Source organism: Pseudomonas lundensis (assembly GCF_002269125.1).
GTDB classification, from domain to species: Bacteria; Pseudomonadota; Gammaproteobacteria; order Pseudomonadales; family Pseudomonadaceae; genus Aquipseudomonas; species Aquipseudomonas lundensis_A.
Genome location: NZ_NQKI01000010.1, coordinates 1 through 19,125 on the forward strand (window position 1 = coordinate 1; position 19,125 = coordinate 19,125).

Annotated in this window: 17 protein-coding genes; 7 read left to right on the top strand and 10 right to left on the bottom strand. The window is 56.5% G+C overall.

The genetic code is table 11. The features are described from left to right. Window positions 1-192: 192 nt before the first annotated feature. Entirely contained in the window at window positions 193-813 is a 621-nt protein-coding gene (locus CJF39_RS22805; RefSeq protein WP_141232174.1) for a hypothetical protein, read from the top strand. 221 nt (window positions 814-1,034) lie between these two features. Then, complete coding sequence (locus CJF39_RS08410; RefSeq protein WP_094993009.1) at window positions 1,035-1,361, top strand: hypothetical protein; 327 nt, start codon at window positions 1,035-1,037, stop codon at window positions 1,359-1,361. Window positions 1,362-1,432: 71 nt separating this feature from the next. Here CJF39_RS08410 and CJF39_RS08415 read toward each other — a convergent pair whose 3' ends face one another. From CJF39_RS08415 to CJF39_RS08455, 9 genes are all read right to left on the bottom strand, one after another. Beyond that, window positions 1,433-2,404 (bottom strand): peptide ABC transporter ATP-binding protein, encoded by a 972-nt coding sequence (locus tag CJF39_RS08415; protein WP_094993010.1) that lies wholly within the window; start codon window positions 2,402-2,404, stop codon window positions 1,433-1,435. After that, the gene (locus tag CJF39_RS08420; RefSeq protein ID WP_094993011.1) at window positions 2,404-3,372 is read right to left on the bottom strand and encodes an ABC transporter ATP-binding protein; all 969 of its coding nucleotides are present in this window, start codon (window positions 3,370-3,372) and stop codon (window positions 2,404-2,406) included. Before CJF39_RS08420 ends, CJF39_RS08415 begins: the two co-directional genes overlap by 1 nt. Before the next feature lie 10 nt (window positions 3,373-3,382). After that, entirely contained in the window at window positions 3,383-4,294 is a 912-nt protein-coding gene (locus tag CJF39_RS08425) for an ABC transporter permease subunit (RefSeq protein WP_094993012.1), read from the bottom strand. Between the two features lie 10 nt (window positions 4,295-4,304). Beyond that, window positions 4,305-5,315 carry an ABC transporter permease subunit gene (locus CJF39_RS08430; RefSeq protein ID WP_094993013.1) on the bottom strand — a complete coding sequence of 337 codons (1,011 nt, stop codon included), beginning with the start codon at window positions 5,313-5,315 and terminating at the stop codon, window positions 4,305-4,307. A 75-nt stretch (window positions 5,316-5,390) separates the two neighbouring features. Continuing rightward, window positions 5,391-6,986, bottom strand: coding sequence for an ABC transporter substrate-binding protein (locus CJF39_RS08435; protein WP_094993014.1), 1,596 nt, complete (start codon window positions 6,984-6,986; stop codon window positions 5,391-5,393). A gap of 75 nt (window positions 6,987-7,061) precedes the next feature. Then, the gene (locus tag CJF39_RS08440; RefSeq protein ID WP_070411210.1) at window positions 7,062-8,441 is read right to left on the bottom strand and encodes an OprD family porin; all 1,380 of its coding nucleotides are present in this window, start codon (window positions 8,439-8,441) and stop codon (window positions 7,062-7,064) included. 165 nt (window positions 8,442-8,606) lie between these two features. Then, window positions 8,607-10,205, bottom strand: coding sequence for an ABC transporter substrate-binding protein (locus CJF39_RS08445; RefSeq protein WP_094993015.1), 1,599 nt, complete (start codon window positions 10,203-10,205; stop codon window positions 8,607-8,609). A gap of 301 nt (window positions 10,206-10,506) precedes the next feature. Next, complete coding sequence (locus tag CJF39_RS08450) at window positions 10,507-12,132, bottom strand: ABC transporter substrate-binding protein (RefSeq protein WP_094993016.1); 1,626 nt, start codon at window positions 12,130-12,132, stop codon at window positions 10,507-10,509. A 420-nt stretch (window positions 12,133-12,552) separates the two neighbouring features. After that, window positions 12,553-13,272, bottom strand: a complete 720-nt coding sequence (locus tag CJF39_RS08455; protein WP_094993017.1) for an SIMPL domain-containing protein — start codon at window positions 13,270-13,272, stop codon at window positions 12,553-12,555. A gap of 273 nt (window positions 13,273-13,545) precedes the next feature. On the opposite strand from CJF39_RS08455, the gene CJF39_RS08460 reads away from it, so the two are divergent. The 5 genes from CJF39_RS08460 (at window position 13,546) to CJF39_RS08480 (ending at window position 16,967) form a co-directional block, all read left to right on the top strand. Beyond that, window positions 13,546-14,808, top strand: a complete 1,263-nt coding sequence (locus tag CJF39_RS08460; RefSeq protein WP_094993018.1) for an ATP-binding protein — start codon at window positions 13,546-13,548, stop codon at window positions 14,806-14,808. Further along, complete coding sequence (locus CJF39_RS08465) at window positions 14,801-15,361, top strand: response regulator transcription factor (RefSeq protein WP_094993019.1); 561 nt, start codon at window positions 14,801-14,803, stop codon at window positions 15,359-15,361. Before CJF39_RS08460 ends, CJF39_RS08465 begins: the two co-directional genes overlap by 8 nt. A gap of 124 nt (window positions 15,362-15,485) precedes the next feature. Next, the gene (locus CJF39_RS08470; protein WP_094993020.1) at window positions 15,486-15,980 is read left to right on the top strand and encodes a hypothetical protein; all 495 of its coding nucleotides are present in this window, start codon (window positions 15,486-15,488) and stop codon (window positions 15,978-15,980) included. Between the two features lie 51 nt (window positions 15,981-16,031). Beyond that, the gene (locus CJF39_RS08475) at window positions 16,032-16,319 is read left to right on the top strand and encodes a PA4642 family protein (protein WP_094993021.1); all 288 of its coding nucleotides are present in this window, start codon (window positions 16,032-16,034) and stop codon (window positions 16,317-16,319) included. Between the two features lie 192 nt (window positions 16,320-16,511). After that, complete coding sequence (locus CJF39_RS08480) at window positions 16,512-16,967, top strand: hypothetical protein (protein WP_249275338.1); 456 nt, start codon at window positions 16,512-16,514, stop codon at window positions 16,965-16,967. 91 nt (window positions 16,968-17,058) lie between these two features. Here CJF39_RS08480 and mqo read toward each other — a convergent pair whose 3' ends face one another. After that, window positions 17,059-18,558, bottom strand: coding sequence for a malate dehydrogenase (quinone) (gene mqo / locus CJF39_RS08485; protein ID WP_094993022.1), 1,500 nt, complete (start codon window positions 18,556-18,558; stop codon window positions 17,059-17,061). Window positions 18,559-19,125: the final 567 nt, after the last annotated feature.

The window sequence follows — 19,125 nt, forward strand, 5'->3', positions numbered from 1 at the left end:
GTTGAGCCACCGGTGAAACCCCCGGTTAAGCCGCCCGTTGAGCCACCGGTGAAACCCCCGGTTAAGCCGCCCGTTGAGCCACCGGTGAAACCCCCGGTTAAGCCGCCCGTTGAACCACCGGTAAAACCCCCGGTTAAGCCGCCCGTTGAGCCACCGGTGAAACCCCCGGTTAAGCCTCCCGTTGAGCCACCAGTGAAACCCCCGGTTAAGCCGCCCGTAACCAATCCGACAACCACGGGTGGTGGTCGAGGTCAGATCAGCGAAGCCCTGCAGTTCATTCTGGCGAATTTCGTTGCGCCCGCCGCTGTTGAGATCGTTGTCGATCAGGTCACCGGCAAGCGAACCGTAAAACACCCCGAAGGCAGTCAGCAAAATGCGGACGGTTCTGTCTCTCATCCCGACGGCACTACTGTTATGCCTGATGGTTCTGTCAAGCATCCTGATGGCAGTACCACCAGAGCGGATGGTCTTTGGGTCTCGAAATCTGGCGATACGCTCGATAACGCTACAGGCATCTACACGTTTTCAACGGGCGAGTCTGTGCAGGGCGTTAAAAATAGCAGTGGTGAGTGGACGTTTCCGGATGGGAAAGGCTCGCAAGGTGATGAGAAGGGTTCTGGAGGCTCAGACACACTGCCTGAAGGCGCACATAAAAATGTTGATGGAAGTACTACCACGGCCGATGGCATTACGAAGTACCTGAATGGCGATAGCTTTAATGATAATACCGGTCTGTTTACGTATGCAGATGGCACCGTTGTTCAGGCGGTTAAAGACGCTGACGGTACGTGGGGGTATCCTGACGTCAAATAACGTCTATTTAAAGCAGGCCCTTTTTCTGTATTAACAAGGCTATATAAATAACAGCGATTACCTTTAGTGCGGGTTGATCTAACGGTGACGCTTTTGGATACTCGCCTTTAAAGTTGGCGAAGACTCCTTTCAGCGACTACTTTAAGATCTCCACGAGGCGTGAATAGCGGTGACGTCTCAGCTATTCACGCGTGCATTTGAGCATTCAGGGAGCGTTCTACATGAGGATTTATCAACGTTTTATCATGTTGTTAAAAGTCATGATGTTGCTGACAGTGAGCGCCTCAACTGCGTGGGCGAGCAATCCGCTGCAAGGTCAGGCCGTCGGATTTTCCGCAACGGGTGTCCCGGGACCTATGGTCAATGCAATTTACAAATCGGAATCCGAGCCGGGCGATCAAGGCCAGGGAGGTAGCGCGGGGGACGATGATCAGGTCGACGGGGATGATGACTCTGCCGATAGCGCCACGAATAATGGGGACGGCAAGACTGATCGCAAGGATGACGACAGTGCCGATCAAGGGAAGTCCAGCGAAGGTCAGTATTAGTCTCTCGTGCTTTCTACACAGGTATAAATGACGCGCCTGATCTACTCAGGCGCGTCTTTCATTCGCGCGTATTAATCAATGAACTGCTCAGCGTAATGGCACGCCACTTGGCGGTTATCCAGCAGGCGTAATGCCGGCTCGTCCGTGCTGCACAGCTCTGTGGCATACGGGCAGCGCTTGTGGAATGCGCAGCCTGAAGGGGGATTGAGCGGGTTGGGCAGTTCGCCAACTATCTTGATTTTCGGCTTCAGCGGATCGGGGTGAATGGTCGGGGTCGCTGACAACAACGCTTGGGTGTAAGGGTGTAGCGGCCGAGTGTAGATCTCCTCTTTCGGTCCCATTTCCACCGGGCGGCCGAGGTACATCACCAACACTTGATCGGCTACGTGCCGCACCACTGCCAGGTTGTGCGAGATGAACACATAGGCTGTATTGAACTCTTGCTGCAAGTCCATGAACAGGTTGAGCACCTGGGCCTGAATCGATACGTCGAGGGCGGACGTCGGTTCATCAGCCACCAGTACCTTGGGTTGCAGCATCATGGCGCGGGCCAAAGCGATCCGCTGGCGTTGTCCGCCGGAGAACATATGTGGGTAGCGCTGGTAGTGCTCCGGGCGCAACCCTACTTGCTTCATCATCGCCTGGACTTTCTCCCGACGTTCGCTGGCGCTGAGCGAGGTGTTGATCAGCAACGGTTCAGCCAGTTGATCACCGATTTTCTGTCGTGGGTTGAGCGACGCGTATGGACTTTGGAACACCATCTGCACATCTTTGCGCAGTTGTTTGCGTTCAGCCTTGTTGGCCCCGGCAACCTCCTGACCGGCAATTTTCAGCGAGCCGGAGGACGGTTCTTCAATGAGTGTCAGCGCGCGCGCCAGGGTGGACTTGCCGCACCCGGACTCACCCACTACGGCAAGGGTTTTACCCGCTTCCAGTTCAAACGACACGCCATTGAGGGCGCGCACCAGTGCGTGGCCCTTGAATAGGCCACGGGACACTTCGTAATGACGGGTTAGGTCGCGGGCGGTAAGAACGACAGTCATTACGCCACCTCCTGATTCAAGGGGAAGAAGCAGCGCACCTGGCTGTTGGCTTTGGGCTCCAGCGCCGGGCGCTGTTGACGGCAGGTGTCCTGAACGTACGGGCAGCGCGGCGACAGCAGGCAGCCTTGTGGACGGTCATAGCGTCCCGGCACGATGCCCGGCAAGGTCGCCAGACGTGAAGCACCCATGCTGTGTTCCGGAATGGCGGCCAGCAATGCCTCGCTGTACGGATGCGCGGGGACATCGAACAAACCCGGTACTTGACCGATTTCAACGGCCTGACCGGCATACATCACGCACACGCGCTGGGCGGTTTCAGCCACGACAGCCAAGTCGTGGGTGATCAACACCAGCCCCATGTCCTGCTCGCGTTGCAGGTTGAGCAGCAGGTCCATGATCTGTGCCTGAATGGTCACGTCGAGTGCTGTGGTCGGTTCGTCCGCAATCAGCAACTTGGGTTCGCCCGCAATGGCCATGGCGATTGCCACGCGCTGGCTCATGCCGCCGGACAATTGATGCGGGTAGGCGTCCATGCGGCTGGCAGCGCCGGGGATTTCGACTTTTTCCAACAGTTCGATGGCACGTTTGCGCGCCGCTCTGCCGGACATTTTCAGGTGCAGGCGCAGCACTTCTTCGATTTGAAAGCCCACGGTGTAGCTGGGGTTCAATGCGGTCATCGGGTCTTGAAAGACCATGGCCATGTCTTTGCCGACAATTTGCCGCCGTTGACGGGGGCTCAGGGTCAGCATGTTCTTGCCGTCGAAGTTCAGCGCGTCGGCGGTGACGATGCCGGGGTGCTCGATCAATCCCATCAAGGCCATCATGGTCACGGACTTGCCGGAACCTGACTCGCCGACGATGGCCAGTACTTCGCCTTTATCCACAGACAGGCTCAACCCGTCGACCACCGGGACAGCCTTGGCGTCGCCAAAGCGGACGTTGAGATTCTTGATTTCTAACAGTGACATTGGAATCTCCTCAGGCGGCATTTTTGAGTTTCGGGTCAAGCGCATCGCGCAGGCCGTCGCCCATCAGGTTGATTGCCAGCACGCTGAGCAAAATGGTCAGGCCAGGCAGGCTGACGACCCACCAGGCGCGTTCGATGTAGTCGCGGGCCGAGGCCAACATGGTGCCCCACTCCGGGGTTGGCGGCTGTACGCCCAAGCCCAGAAAACCCAGTGCTGCGGCGTCGAGAATCGCCGAAGAGAAACTCAGGGTGGCCTGGACGATCAGGGGCGCCATGCAGTTTGGTAGTACCGTGATGAACATCAGGCGCGGCAGGCTGGCACCCGCCAGGCGGGCGGCAGTGACGTAGTCGCGGTTCAGTTCACCCATGACGGCTGCGCGGGTCAGTCGTACGTAAGAGGGCAACGACACCACGGCGATCGCGATCACGGTGTTGATCAGGCCAGGGCCGAGGATGGCGACAATTGCCACGGCCAGCAGCAGTGAAGGCAAGGCCAGCATGATGTCCATCAGGCGCATGATGCCGGGGCCAAGAAAGCGCGGAAAGAACCCGGCGAACAGGCCCAGGATCACGCCCGGAATCAGCGAGATCACCACGGACGACAGACCGATCAGCAGTGACAGGCGCGAGCCTTCGATCAGCCGCGATAGCAGGTCGCGGCCCAGTTCATCGGTCCCCAGCAGGAACTGCATGTGCCCGCCCTCAAGCCATGCTGGCGGGGTCAGCAAGAAATCGCGGTATTGCTCGCTCGGGTTATGGGGGGCAACCCATGGCGCAAAAATCGCGCAGAACACGATGATGCTCATGAAGATCAGTCCGGCCACGGCGCCCTTATTGCGGGAAAACGCGTGCCAGAATTCTTTGTAAGGCGATGGATAAAGCAGGCTTTGATCCACGGCGGTAGCAGGGGTAGGTGTGCTCATGGTCATGATCTCAGCGCTGATGACGGATGCGTGGGTTGGCAAAGCCGTAGAGGATGTCCACCACGAAGTTGACCAGAATCACCAGGCAGGCGATTAACAGGATGCCGTTTTGCACCACGGGATAGTCCCGGGCGCCAATGGCTTCGATCAGCCATTTGCCGATGCCGGGCCACGAGAAGATGGTTTCGGTCAGTACGGCGCCCGCCAGCAGGGTGCCCACTTGCAGGCCGACCACGGTCAGTACCGGGATCAGCGCATTGCGCAGGCCGTGCACAAACACCACGCGTGCAGGCGACAAGCCCTTGGCACGGGCGGTACGGATGTAGTCTTCGCGCAGCACTTCGAGCATGGAGGAGCGCGTCATTCGGGCGATCACGGCCAGCGGAATGGTGCCCAGCACAATGGCGGGCAGGATCATGTGGTGCAACGCGTCCCAAAAAGCTTCGGGTTCGTCGCTGAGCAAGGTGTCGATCAACATGAAACCGGTTTTCGGCTCAATGTCGTAGAGCAGGTCGATACGCCCGGACACCGGTGTCCAGCCCAGGCTTACCGAGAAGAACATGATGAGGATCAGGCCCCACCAGAAGATCGGCATTGAATACCCCGCGAGGGAGATGCCCATCACCCCGTGGTCAAACAACGAGCCTCGTTTCAACGCCGCGATAACCCCGGCCAGCAATCCGAGTATGCCGGCGAACAACAGCGCAGCCATCGACAGTTCAAGGGTGGCGGGGAACAGCGCGGTAAATTCGGTCCACACGCTTTCACGGGTTCTCAACGATTCGCCCAGATCGCCGTGGGCGAGCTTGGTCACGTAGTCGAAATATTGTTCATAGAGCGGCTTGTTCAGGCCAAGTCGCTCCATGGCCTGGGCATGCATCTCTGGATCGACCCGACGCTCGCCCATCATGACTTCGACCGGATCGCCGGGGATCATGCGAATCAGGGCGAAGGTCAGCAGGGTGATGCCGAAGAACGTAGGGATCAAAAGCCCTATTCGGCGGGCAATAAAACTAAACATCGCGTGGTGTACCTCATCAGCCGGTTAGGCAGGACCGCCAGGGTTCGGGTGAACGCTGGCGGGTGTTTTATTGTTCTACTTCGCCTGGGTAGTGGCAAAGTTGTTGTTCGTCAGCGGGCTAAGTACATAACCCTCGACGTTGTTGCGTCGGGCGGTAAAAAGCATGGGGTGTACGACGTTGATCCAGGGCTGGTCCTTATTAAAGAGCACCTGGGCCTGTTCATAGAGTGCCGCCCGTTCAGCGGGTTCAGTGATGTTACGGGCTTTGGTGATCAGGGCTTCAAAGTCTTTGTTGCACCAGCGCGCGTAGTTTTCGCCATTTTTGGCAGCCTCGCAGCTGAGCAAAGGGGTCAGGAAATTATCCGGGTCGCCGTTGTCGCCCCCCCATCCAGTAGACACCAGGTCATGTTCGCCATTTTTGGCGCGCTTGAGCATCTCCCCCCATTCCATGACGCGAATGTCCAGTTTGATACCGATCTTTGCAAGGTCAGACTGCAGCAACTGAGCGCCCAGCATTGGATTGGGGTTGGTCGGGCCGCCGCCATTGCGGGTGAAGAGGGTGAACACGTGCCCCTCCGGTACTCCGGCTTCCTTGAGCAGCGCGCGGGCCTTATCCAGGTCGCGGGGCGGGTTTTGAATGGCGGTGTTGAACCCCAGCATGGTCGGCGGGTAGGGGTTGATGGCCGGGAGGGCGTTGCCTTTACCGTGTACGGAGTTGAGGTAGGTCTCTTTGTCGAAGGCCATGTCGATGGCTTTGCGTACGCGTACATCGTCGAGGTATTTGTGGCTGGTGTTCATGGCGATGTAACTGGTCATCAACGCTGCCATTTCGTCGACTTTCAGATTGGGATCTTTTTTGATATTACCGACTTCATCCGGCTTGGGGTACAGCGCGATCTGGCACTCGTTGGCCTTGAGCTTTTGCTGGCGTACGTTGCTGTCGGTGGTGACGGCGAAGATCAGCACATCACTCGGGGGCTTACCGCGAAAGTAGTCAGGGTTGGCCTTGAAGCGGACCTGCGCGTCCTTGTTGTAACGCACAAAAATGAACGGGCCGGTGCCGATGGGTTTGCTGTTCAGCTCGCTGGTTTTGCCTGATTTGAGCAATTGATCGGCGTATTCGGCCGAATAGATCGAGTTGAACGGCATGGCGATGTCGCGCAGGAACGGTGACTCGGCGTGGTTAAGCGTGATTTTGACCGTCATGTCGTCGACTTTTTCGACGCGCTTGAGCAGGTTTTTAAACCCCATGCTTTCAAAGTAGGGATAGCCGACCAGCGACTTGTCGTGCCATGGGTGATTGGGGTCCAGCTGGCGCTGAAAGCTCCAGATCACGTCATCGGCGTTCAGGGTGCGGGTCGGCTTGAAGTAATCGGTGGTATGAAACTTGACGCCGGGGCGCAGGTAAAAGGTGTATTCCAGTCCGTCGGGGCTGATGTTCCAACGCTCTGCGAGGGCGGGCTCCACATCGGTGGTGCCGGGTTTGAAGTCTGCCAGACGATTGAGGATGGTTTCAGCCGAAGCGTCGGCAGTCACGGCAGTGGTGTACTGAACAATGTCGAAGCCTTCGGGACTGGCTTCAGTGCACACTACCAACGGTTTGGCTGAAACACTGACCGCGGTGCTGAACACTGCCACGGCAAGGGCTGTGCGTAGTGGAAGTCGTTTCATGGCAACCCTCTTCAATCGGTTGGGCCGCGTAGCGGCTATGCCCGGCATGTGAAGCCAGGCACGGCCACCGGGCGGTTAAAGGATGTTGAACGGAATGGTGGTAACCAGACGGAACTCGTTGATGTTGCCGTCAGCCTGGAACCGGCTGGCGCGGTGCGTGGTGTAGGTCGCGCGAATAGCCGTGGCTTTCAGGGGACCGCTTTGAATTGCATAGGACGTGCCAATGCTGTACTCGGAGTGGTCTTCGCCGTTCATGTTCTTCACGTCGTAAGCCGTGCCTTTGTACTTGGTGCCGTCGATGTCAAAGCCGCGTGCATGGTAGGCGTTGAACTTCAGGCCGGGGATGCCGTACTGCGCCATGTTGATGCTGTAGGCCAGTTGCACCGACTTCTCGTTCGGGCCGTTGAAGTCCGACAGCAAGGAGTTGGCCAAGTAGATGCCGTTGGTTTCATGCAGGTAGTCGAAGTATTCGTCGCCGATTACTTGCTGGTAGGACAGGGTCACAGTGTGCGCCTGATGGGTCAGGCCGAATGCCAGGCTGAAGGTGTCATTGTTGATCTCCCCCATTGCCTTGCTGCCCGTGTCCAGGGTCTTGTAGTAGTTGAAGTTGGTGTTCAAGCCCAGCACAGCGTTGTCGCCCAGATCGTGTACGGCCCCGAAGTAGTACTGGTTCCAGAAGTCTTCGACATGGGTCGCGTACAGCGAGGTTTTCAGGCTTTTAAACGGCTGATAGTTGAGGCCGGCAACGCTGGCACGGTCCGTTTCTACCCCGGCCGCGCCGTATTCACTGCGAAACTTCTTCAGGCCCTGTTCGGTACGGGGTGAAACGCGATCAAAAGAACCTGCGTCGAAGGACAGGTTGTTGAACTCTTCGCTGTGCAGGCCCACCCCCTGAAAGCTGGAGGGCAACGCGCGGTTGCCGATGACGTCGATTGTCGGGCTGCTGAAGTTCTGTCGACCCACCACCAGCGTGGTGTTGGAGATACGGGCCTTGACGTTGGCCAGTCCGAGCTTGCTCCACTGGCCAACGGCATCCCCATCACTGTGGGTCAGGGTGCGGTTGTTTTTACCCGCGATGTCGTTTACATCACGGTCCAGGGCGATCGCGTTGTAGGCCGCGACCTCGGTGCTGAAGCCGACGGTGCCTTGGGTGAACCCCGAGCTGTAATCCAGAATGGTGCCTTGCACCCAGTTGATACGGCGCGGCGTGGTTTTTTCGACGCCGTGGTCGTTGTACGTGAAACGGCCTTTGTTGCGCTTGAGTTCGTTGGCATACCAGTTGCGGGTGGTGCCGCTCAAGCTTTGACCTTCGATGAAACCGCTGGCTTCGCTTTGGCTGCTGGCACCGGTTTTCAATTCGGTGGGCACAAATGTCTGGCTGACGTCTTCGGCATTCGCCATCGCCGCAAGGCTGCTGATGGATAAGGCCAGTAACGCGCTGTTTGTGACTCTCATGGTTGAGGCTCCTCTGCTTCTTTTTTATTGCCGCTCTTTATGTGTTGAGCTGGCTGTTGTGGAACGAGTTAGCGCTTTGCAAACGTTTGCCAAGGTTAATTTGGCTACAGTGTTCTGCAGGCCGCCCCATGCGGCCTGGAGAAACTGACAAGAGTCGGGTGCGGGTTAGTCGGCGATGCTCACGCCGGAAAAAGCGTTACGGCCAAACGGGCTTACGGTGAAACCCTGAACCTTGGCGCTCAGCGGCTGGTTGACCGTGGAGTGGGCGATGGGTGTGATCGGCACTTGTTGCTTGAGCAACTGCTGGGCTTGTTTGTACAGCACGGTGCGCTGATCGCGGTCGGTGACGATTTTGGCGTTCTTGACCAGCGTGTCGTACTCCTTGTTGCACCACATGGAGTAGTTGTTGCCGCCAATCGCGTCGCAGTTATAAAGCGTGCCCAGCCAGTTGTCCGGGTCCCCATTGTCACCGGTCCAGCCAATCAGGCTGATGTCGTGCTCGCCATTTTTGGTGCGCTTGATGTACTCGCCCCATTCGTAGCTGACAATTTTGACCTTCAGCCCGATTTTGCCCCAATCCGATTGCAGCATCTCGGCCATCAGCTTGGCATTGGGGTTGTAGGGACGTTGCACCGGCATCGCCCACAGGGTGATTTCAGTGCCTTCCTTGACCCCGGCGGCCTTAAGCATTTCTTTGGCCTTTTCGGGGTTGTAGGGCGCGTCCTTAATGGTGTCGTCATACGACCACTGGGTTGGCGGCATGGCGTTGACCGCTTTTTGCCCTGCGCCTTGATACACGGCAGTCAGGATGCTGTCCTTGTTAACGGCCATGTCCAGCGCCTGACGCACTTCAAGCTGATCGAACGGCTTGTGCCTGACGTTGTAGGCAATGTAGCCAAGGTTAAAGCCGGGCTTTTCGATCACCTGCAATTTGGGGTCGCTTTTGAGGCTGGCGACATCCGCCGGGCGCGGATTGAGGGAGACCTGGCATTCGTTTTTACGCAGCTTTTGCATGCGCGCCGAAGCGTCGGTGTTGATCGAGAAAATCAGGTTGTCGAGCTTGACCTGGCTCGGGTCCCAATAGTCCTTGTTGGCTGCATACCGGATGTTCGAGTCCTTCTGGTAGCGCTGAAACACATAAGGGCCGGTGCCCACCGGTTTTTGATTGATGTCACTGGGTTTGCCGTTCTTGAGCAGTTGGTCCGCGTACTCAGCGGACAGAATTGCAGCAAAGCTCATGGCGATGTTCTGGATGAACGCTGCGTCGACCGAGTTGAGCGTGATCACCACAGTCATCGGGTCGGTCTTTTCAACGCGGGCGATGTTCTTGTCCAGGCTCATGCTGCTGAAGTAAGGAAACTCGGTGGGGTACGCTTTGCGAAAGGGATGTTCACGATCGAGCATGCGATTGAAGCTGAACAGCACGTCGTCTGCGTTGAAATCCCGGGTCGGCGTAAACCATTTGGTGGTATGGAATTTCACGCCGGGACGCAGGTGGAAGGTATAGGTCAGGCCGTCCTCTGAAATATCCCAGTGTGTTGCCAAGGCAGGTCCTGCTGCTGTTCCGCCTTTTTCAAATTCTGCGAGACGGTTGTAGATCGGTTCCGAGGCATCGTTGTCTGTGGCGGTGGTGTACTGCGCCGTGTCAAATCCGGCCGGACTGCCTTCAGAGCAAAACACCAAGCTGTTGGCTGCTTGCGCGATAGGGCTGCTGACAAGCACGCCAGCGCTGAGTAGTGCGGATAAAACCATAAGGTTACGCATTGCGATCCCAATCCTTTTCTTGTTTTTGTGTCCTGAGTGAGCGCCTTCTACGGTCGCGGTGTTCTCAGGGCGTCGACGTCCTCGGCTACGGTTAGACCTGCGGTGCTTATCTACAGACTGTTCTGAAACCTTATGAGGTCTATGGGCAGTCGTGAATGCGCCGGGCCTGACAGGAGCGTAGGAAAAGTCTCAGCGTCCTATAGCCTCTGCTGTAGTACAGAGTGGCTTCAGGATGAAGGGGATTTCCGCCGTCCTGGCAGATAAGACAGTGCGGCGGGTCAGCCACACTGTCCGGTCCTTTTTATTTGCTGATGCCAACACCGTAGAAGGACGTCAGGCCGAGCGGGCTGATTTTGAAGTCCTGGACGTTGCTGCGCATCGGTTGATACACCGTGGAGTGCGCGATAGGTGTCATCGGAACCTGCTCTTTGAGCAGGTGTTGCGCCTGTTTGTACAACCGGGTGCGCTCAGCCACATCGGTGGTGGACTTGGCTTGTTTGATTAACGTGTCGAACTCGGGGTTACACCATTTGGAGAAGTTGTTGCCATTAATGGCATCGCAACCAAACAGCGTGCCGAGCCAGTTGTCAGGGTCACCGTTATCACCGCTCCAGCCAATCAGCATGGCGCCGTTTTCACCGCCTTTGGAACGCTTGATGTACTCGCCCCATTCATAGGTCACGATCTTGGCTTTGATGCCCACTTTGTCCCAGTCCGACTGAAGCATTTCGGCCATCAGTTTTGCATTGGGGTTGTAAGGGCGCTGCACAGGCATGGCCCACAAAGTGATTTCCGTGCCGGGCTTGATCCCGGCTTCTTTGAGCAGTTCTTTGGCTTTTTCCGGGTTGTAGGGGGTGTCTTTGATGGTGTCGTCGTACGACCACTGCGTCGGCGGCATACCGTTGACAGCCAGTTGTCCAGCGCCCTGATACACCGAATCAATGATTTGCTGCTTGTTCACCGCCATGTCCAGCGCCTGACGGACTTTGAGCTGTGCCATCGGGTTGGGCTGGTCGCTGCCTTTGATTTTGTCCATTACGTTGTAGGCGATGTAACCCACGTTAAAGCCTGGCTTGTCTGGCATCTGCAGAGCCGGGTCTTCTTTAAGCGCCTTGAGGTCAGCCGGGCGCGGGTAGATCGTAACTTGGCATTCGTTCTTTTTCAGTTTTTGCATACGCACCGACGGGTCGGTGGTGATAGCAAAAATCAGGTTGTCAATTTTGACGTCTTCAGGCTTCCAGTAGTCCTTGTTACCGGTGTAACGGATATTGGAATCTTTCTGATAGCTCTTGAAGACAAAGGGCCCTGTGCCAATCGGTTTTTGATTGATGTCTGCGGGGCGGCCTTCTTTAAGCAGTTTGTCGGCATATTCCGCCGACCCGATGGACGCGAAGTGCATGGCCATGTTCTGAATGAACGCGGCGTCGACAGTGTTCAGCGTGAACCTGACCGTTTTGTCGTCAATTTTCTCGACTTTGGCGATGTTTTTATCCATGCCCATGTCGGTGAAGTAGGGGAACTCTGTGGGGTACGCCTTACGAAACGGCATGTCTTTATCGAGCATGCGGTTGAACGTGAAAAGCACGTCATCGGCGTTGAAGTCGCGGGTGGGCTTGAAGTAAGGCGTTGTATGGAATTTGACCCCGTCACGCAAATGGAAGGTGTAGGTCAGGTTATCGGGGGAAATGTCCCAGCTTGTCGCCAAGCCAGGCTCGACCTGGGTGCTGCCACGTTCGAATTGGCTCAGGCGGTTGAAAATGGTTTCGGCTGATGCATCGAAATCGGTCCCGGTGGTGTACTGGCCCGGGTCAAAACCGGCTGGGCTGCCTTCAGAGCAAAACACCAGATTGGTCGCTGCATGAGCGAAAGGTGCACTTGCCAGCAGGCTGGCGCCCACTAAAAACGGAATGACCGCGTGTTTGAACATGGTGGCCTCATGATTTTTGTCATTTTTGGTTTGAGGGCGACCTTGTGAGTCGACCCGGCGATACTTATGCACGGCCCATACCCAATGCAAGATGCGTTAACGGTTGAAACCTAAATACGTGGAACGATCGTACAGGAATGTCGCTTTTATATAACTTATGACGCATTTGATCGTTTGCGTCGGGTTTTTTGACGCATTTTGAAACGCCTTTAGGGATCCATGAAACTTCAATCGCACTGTTTTGAGTCGTGGGTGTTACTTATCTAGACTCTTGCGTTGAAAAGCTGTCAGTTAAAACTGGAGTCGCACGAGGGCTTTTTCTTTTGTTTGTGTGAGATTTTGGAGTAGGAGATTTCGCAGGCATTAAAAAGCCCCTGAGACGTTGTCACCTCAGGGGCTTATGCGCTTCGGCGTGGGCGCTTATTGCATTTGCACTTCAATCACGCCGTCGGCACTCATGCTGACTTCACTGGTGCCGGCTTCGATTTCCGGCGTCGGTGCCGATTCCATATCGGCGGCTGCGGCTTTCATCATCATCGGGCTGCGCAGGAATGGCTGCGGGTAGCCGTTGCTGTTGAGGTTCAAGCTAACAATTTTGTACCCTTTCCCGCCCAACGCGTCGGTCGCCAGTTGGGCGCGAGCCTTAAAGGCGTTCACGGCGTCTTTAAGCAGAGCATCTTCGCTGGTTTTGCGAGCTGCGTTACCGACCGCGAACTGCATGTTACCCATCTTCAGGGTTTGCATCAGATCGCCGGTGAGCTTGGACAGGGCTGCGAAATCCGAACTTTCCAGGCGCAACTCGGCGCGCTCACGCCATCCCGTAATTTTCTGCGATTTGTTGTCGTAGACCGGGTAGCTGTTACGGCTGCCCTGACGCAGCGTGACGTCCTTGACCTGCTTGGCCTGACCGATGGCTTTGTTCATCGCAGTGGTGATTTCGGCGGCCAGCTTGGCGGCGTCTGCGTTTTGAGCCTCGGTGTACAACGTGACAATCATCAAATCCCGCGCAACTTCCTGGCTCGCTTCAGCGCGCAGTGAGACCTGGTTGTAATGCAAGTCATCGGCGGCCAGTGCGGGCAGGCTGGCAAATGCGCCCAGGCTCAGGGTCAAAAGGGCAGCAGTGCGTGGGAACGTAGACATGGAGGCTCCTTGAATGAGATCGACAAGCAGGGGTGTCCCTGCCTGTGTCTGAACCATAAGACTGTAGAAAGTTAATTTCAGTTCGCCCGCTTACATTTTCAATACATATACGGCCTGTCGCGACTCAGACGATAGAGCGCATGTGCATGAGGAAGCATGGGTAGCTGTTATTGATAAAAAAACACTGTGGCCCATTGCCGCACTTTTGCCTGCGGAGCCGTCAGCTTGGTTATACTCCCGGCGATCCGCCTGGAGCGCTCATCAGGAGAGCTCATGCTCGCCCCCGTACAGTTAATGTCTGCTGCCCGTCAGAACCTCTGGCGCCTAACGATTATCCGCACTCTGGTCCTCGCTGCCCAAGCGGGATCGGTGGGGATCGCCTACCTGTTTGATTTGTTGCCGCTGCCCTGGTTTCAGCTGTGCATAACCCTCGGGTGCTCGATGTTGTTGTGCGCGTTTACTGCCATCCGCTTGCGCACCACCTGGCCGGTCACTGAGCTGGAATATGCGCTGCAACTGACGTGCGACCTGTTTATCCACAGCGCACTGCTGTATTTCTCGGGTGGTTCGACTAACCCGTTTGTGTCGTATTATCTGGTGCCTTTGACCATTGCTGCCGTGACGCTGCCATGGCGTTTCTCGGTGGCGTTGTCCGGGATCGCGCTGGCGCTCTACACGCTACTGCTGGTGCAGTCTTATCCGCTGGATACGGGCGCGTTCTTTCGCGAAAAGTTGCAGATCTACGGGATGTGGCTGAGTTTTGCGCTGTCGGCAGCCGTCATTACTTTCTTTGCTGCACGCATGGCCGAAGAGCTGCGACGTCAAGAAGAGTTACGGGCGCTGCGTCGTGAAGAAGGGTTACGCGATAAACAACTGCTGGCTGTGGCGACCCAGGCAGCGGGCGCGGCCCACGAGTTGGGTACGCCTTTGTCGACCATGAGCGTACTGCTTAAGGAAATGCGACGCGAACACCCGGATCCCGAATTGCAGGATGACCTGAGCGTGCTGCAAGACCAGGTCAAATTGTGCAAGGAAACCCTGCAACAACTGGTGCGTGCAGCAGAAGCCAATCGTCGGTTGGCGGTTGAGGTTCAAGACGTCACGCAGTGGCTGGACGAAGCTTTGAACCGTTGGCATTTGATGCGCCCTGAAGCGACTTATCGCTTCAAGTGCCTGGGACATGCGCCCGTACCGCGCCTGGCGCCACCGCCTGATTTGACTCAGGCATTGCTTAACCTGTTGAACAATGCAGCCGATGCCTGCCCGGAAGGGCTCGAAGTCACGGTGGACTGGGATGCCGTGGACCTGACGATCAGTATCCGCGACCACGGAGCAGGTGTACCGTTGGCGATCGCCGAGCAAATTGGCAAACCTTTTTTTACCACCAAAGGCAAAGGTTTCGGCCTGGGCCTATTCTTGAGCAAAGCCAGCGTGACACGCGCTGGCGGCTCGGTAAAACTCTACAGTCATGAGGATGGCGGTACGCTCACCGAGCTGCGCCTGCCTCGTGTCGCCCGAGGAAACGAAAATGAGTGAAGAAATCCAGGTCGAAGGCGAAGAACTGCCGCATCTGTTGTTGGTGGATGATGACGCAACGTTTACCCGTGTGATGGCACGCGCCATGAGTCGACGCGGTTTCCGTGTCAGTACGGCGGGCTCTGCGGAGGAAGGATTGGAGCTGGCGAAGCACGATCTGCCTGATTATGCTGCGCTGGATTTGAAAATGGACGGCGATTCGGGGCTGGTACTGCTGCCCAAATTGCTTGAGCTTGATCCCGAAATGCGGGTCGTGATCCTCACCGGTTATTCCAGCATTGCCACTGCCGTCGAAGCCATCAAGCGCGGTGCCTGCAACTACCTGTGCAAACCTGCAGATGCCGATGACGTACTGGCTGCGTTGTTGACCCAACATGCCGATCTGGATGCACTGGTGCCAGACAACCCCATGTCGGTAGACCGCCTGCAATGGGAGCATATCCAGCGCGTATTGGGCGAGCATGAAGGCAATATTTCGGCCACCGCCCGTGCCTTGGGCATGCACCGCCGCACTTTGCAGCGCAAATTACAGAAGCGTCCGGTACGACGCTGAGCCGAGCGGTTTTAACTGAAGCGCCGGCCGTACTGGCCGGTTTGTCAGTTGGGCTCTGCGCTCGCGCTCGTTAGTCTTGGCCATGTGCATGCTAGAGTGCTGGCTTCGACTCCCGGAGCACGTCATGAGCCGTTTACTGCGTTACGTCGCACCTTTTCTAATGCTGGTTAGCCTGCCTTTGGCGGCTGCACCTGCGGCACCTCCCCTTTTGCACTCGCAGTTTTTGCCTGCGGATGACTTGCAATTGCGCGCCGAAAAACCTGAGCAGCAGCAGTTGATGCTGGTGACGTCCTATTCGGTGGTCGTGGGCAGTCAACGTCAGTCCAATCAACAGCCGATTCCCGTGACCTCGCCACTGTTTATCCGCTTGAAAGGCAAGCCGATGAGCCAGGGAGCAACGGTGCGCGAGGTGTTGATCTCGTTTGACGGGGAAAGCAAAAGCCTGAAAAAACCCGTATTCGACAGTATGACCAGAACCCTGACGCTCTCCTACCCCGTTGCGCAGTATCGCGTGGTGATGGACCTTTTGCGCAACGACACGGTTTATTGCCAATTTTTGACCTATGCCAATGGCCATATCTGGGCCGACTTGCACACCGGCAGCGTGCGCGCACGTTGAGCCTTGGGTAAACTGCGGGCCCCGTGAAGTATCAGCAAGCTGGAGTCGGACATGCGTAAAGACAAGAAACAGTTGATTGGCGATGAGATCGGCGATGAGCAGATCAAGTTGTTCCTGGACTTCGAGCCCGTGGACGCGACATCTCCCTCGCTGCACAAATTGATCAAGGCCTATCGCGGATTGCGCATCGACGATTTCGAGCGTTTTCTGACGTTCTTCAAGCAAGCCGGGTATGACCTTGATGGCAAGGACGAGCATGGCCAGACCTTCGTGGATTTGATCAAGGATCAGCGCAACGCTGCCGAGTACATCGAACTGATCGCCAGCGCCCGCGGTTGATCTGCCCCTGATGTCGCGGCCTCCCAGGCTGCGACGACGCACGCTTCACTCAATACAGATCTGTCTTACAGCCTGCGTGTTAATGACGACGGGGCACTTTTTCGTGGGCGGTTAATACTCAGGTCGACAGCCAGTCTGTCCACTGTTCATCAGGATGATGAGCGGTGCAAAAAAATTGAAAGGATTTCAACGTTGAAAGCAATAAAACGTTTTATCACTCGCTTGCTGCTGGGTCTGGGATTAAGTGTCATGGGCGCGCCAGCAATGGCTGTTGATAAGGTGCTGGAGGTCGAGATTCATAATGCGACCACTGCGCCGATTGCGCCGGGAGAGGGGTTTTCATGGCTGGAAAGCCCCCAGAATGCAGGTCATGACTTTGTTGTTGAGCCGGGCGGCAGCCAGGAGCTGACGTACTATATGCCGCAAGCGCGCGGTAGCGAGTCGTTCAGTTATCAACAGGGCGAGCGGGAGTGCGCCTTCAGCTTCAGCCATCTCACCCCAGCCAATACCAGGATCAATCGTCAGGTCAACGCCCGCTCCACCGGGAAAATGCTGAGCCGCTGTCGCGCAGAGTTGATTCCGGTGATAGACGATGATGACTTTGTGAGCAATGGCGGAACGCGTGTGCTGTTCACCATGGGGCAGTGATTTAACACTTGTGCGCTATTTGAGTGCAAAAAAAGCCCTCACCCCAGAAAGGGTGAGGGCGCTAGCGTGACGTTGAAACCCTAAGGCCGCGTTACGCGATGCTGGTGTTCGGCGCTACCAGCTCCAGTAGTTCAGAGTTGCGAGTGCTGATTTCACGGTAAAGCTCGGCGTCTGTTTCAAGGACCTTTTCCCGTGCCGGGAAGATTTCCTTGAGTTTGGTAGCCCATTCGCCCGTGGCTTTTTGCGCGAAGCAACGTTCGATCAGGTCCAGCATGATCGACACGGTCACCGATGCGCCCGGAGACGCACCCAGCAATGCAGCCAGCGAACCGTCTTTGGCAGCGACCAGCTCAGTGCCGAATTGCAGCACACCGCCTTTTTTCGGGTCTTTCTTGATGATCTGAACCCGTTGGCCCGCGATCTCAAGACGCCAGTCTTCAGCTTTGGCCTGCGGATAGAACCTGCGCAAAGATTCCAGGCGCTGTTCCATCGACTGCCGCACTTCGCTGACCAGGTATTTGGTCAGGTCCATGTTGTCGCGCGCAACAGCGAGCATCGGCCCGATGTTGCCCAAACGAATCGACATTGGCAGATCAAGGAACGAGCCGTGCTTCAGGAACTTGGTGGTAAAGCCAGCATAAGGTCCGAACAGCAGGGATTTTTTGCCGTCCACGACACGGGTGTCCAAGTGCGGAACCGACATCGGTGGCGAACCTACTGCGGCCTGGCTGTACACCTTGGCCTGATGGTGCTTGACCACTTCCGGGTTGTCGCAACGCAGCCATTGGCCGCTGACCGGGAAGCCGCCGTAACCTTTGCTTTCTTCAATGCCCGAAGCTTGCAGCAGTGGCAAGGCGGCACCGCCCGCGCCCAGGAATACGAACTTGGCATCAATATGACGCGTGTTGCCGCTATTGATGTCCTTGACGCTGACCGTCCAGCCGCTGCCATTGCGCTTGAGGCCAGTAACTTTTTTGCTGTATTTGATTTGCGTGTCGGGAGCGCTGGCCAGATGCTTGAGCAACTGCTTGGTCAGGGCGCCGAAGTTAACGTCTGTACCGTGCATCACACGGGTTGCCGAAATGACTTCATCAGCCGGGCGGCCAGGCATCATCAGCGGCATCCACTCGGCCATCGTGGCTTTGTCTTCGGTGTATTCCATGTCCGCAAACGCATGGTGCTTGCTCAGCACGTCAAAGCGTTTTTTCAGGAAAGACACACCTTTTTCGCCTTGCACAAAGCTCAGGTGAGGCACCGGGCTAATGAAGGATTTGCAGGAGCCGAACGTGCCCTGTTGCGCCAGGTAGGCCCAGAACTGTTTCGAGACTTCGAACTGTGCATTGATGTGCACAGCTTTTTTGATGTCGATCGAACCATCGGCCGCCTGCGGTGTGTAGTTCAACTCGCACAGCCCAGCATGGCCGGTACCTGCGTTGTTCCACGGGTTGGAACTCTCCGCAGCACCTGAGTCCATTTGCTCTACTACTTCCAGCGAAATACCGGGGTCGAGCTCTTTGAGCAGTACGGCGAGGGTGGCACTCATGATGCCCGCTCCAACCAGTACTACGTCGACTGCTTCGTTATGCGCCATTAACGCGTCTCCAAAATCTACGGCACCAAATTGACGGCATAGCTGCCAGGTGGTCCGAGGCGTGGATCAGGTGGAGCCTCGGGTCACGCGTGGCCAGGATCGCCATGTCCGATTCATCGCAATTGCTTGCTGCTTCAGCGGACGCCACCAACCGGGCCTTGAAGGTTCATATGAACGCACTTCATAGGGCGGGAGGCAATTCGACTTAAGGTCAAGAGCGTCCGTTTGGGCAACCAAATCCGTAAGCGGACAGGCTTCAGTCGTGTGCGGTAAAGCTGACTTCAGACCTGCTGGATGGGGCAGTAACAGACGCTAATGGTGCATATTCAGACGCAAAACTTTTCATTTGCTCGCCACACTCTTGTGAAGTTGTGAAAACCCGTTTTTTTTCACGCTCTTTTGAAGACGTGAACCTCAAAAAAGGGCTGCCGCATGCCTGGCACCAAACCCGTGGACGACCTGCAAAGCAGGTGTGGCATAGCGGGCGAACAACGCAGGGGCCGAGCAACATGGCAGCTCTGCAGACTGTTAAGAGGTGGTGGTTTGCATGAAAAAAAGCAAGCGCCA

Coding starts and splice junctions, on each gene's coding strand:
- CJF39_RS08425 (WP_094993012.1), bottom strand. CDS start 4,294: ATGAGCACACCTACCCCTGCTACCGCCGTGGATCAAAGCCTGCTTTAT.
- CJF39_RS08460 (WP_094993018.1), top strand. CDS start 13,546: ATGCTCGCCCCCGTACAGTTAATGTCTGCTGCCCGTCAGAACCTCTGG.
- CJF39_RS08410 (WP_094993009.1), top strand. CDS start 1,035: ATGAGGATTTATCAACGTTTTATCATGTTGTTAAAAGTCATGATGTTG.
- mqo (WP_094993022.1), bottom strand. CDS start 18,558: ATGGCGCATAACGAAGCAGTCGACGTAGTACTGGTTGGAGCGGGCATC.
- CJF39_RS08470 (WP_094993020.1), top strand. CDS start 15,486: ATGAGCCGTTTACTGCGTTACGTCGCACCTTTTCTAATGCTGGTTAGC.
- CJF39_RS08420 (WP_094993011.1), bottom strand. CDS start 3,372: ATGTCACTGTTAGAAATCAAGAATCTCAACGTCCGCTTTGGCGACGCC.
- CJF39_RS08465 (WP_094993019.1), top strand. CDS start 14,801: ATGAGTGAAGAAATCCAGGTCGAAGGCGAAGAACTGCCGCATCTGTTG.
- CJF39_RS08430 (WP_094993013.1), bottom strand. CDS start 5,315: ATGTTTAGTTTTATTGCCCGCCGAATAGGGCTTTTGATCCCTACGTTC.
- CJF39_RS08415 (WP_094993010.1), bottom strand. CDS start 2,404: ATGACTGTCGTTCTTACCGCCCGCGACCTAACCCGTCATTACGAAGTG.
- CJF39_RS08475 (WP_094993021.1), top strand. CDS start 16,032: ATGCGTAAAGACAAGAAACAGTTGATTGGCGATGAGATCGGCGATGAG.
- CJF39_RS08440 (WP_070411210.1), bottom strand. CDS start 8,441: ATGAGAGTCACAAACAGCGCGTTACTGGCCTTATCCATCAGCAGCCTT.
- CJF39_RS08455 (WP_094993017.1), bottom strand. CDS start 13,272: ATGTCTACGTTCCCACGCACTGCTGCCCTTTTGACCCTGAGCCTGGGC.
- CJF39_RS08450 (WP_094993016.1), bottom strand. CDS start 12,132: ATGTTCAAACACGCGGTCATTCCGTTTTTAGTGGGCGCCAGCCTGCTG.
- CJF39_RS08435 (WP_094993014.1), bottom strand. CDS start 6,986: ATGAAACGACTTCCACTACGCACAGCCCTTGCCGTGGCAGTGTTCAGC.
- CJF39_RS08445 (WP_094993015.1), bottom strand. CDS start 10,205: ATGCGTAACCTTATGGTTTTATCCGCACTACTCAGCGCTGGCGTGCTT.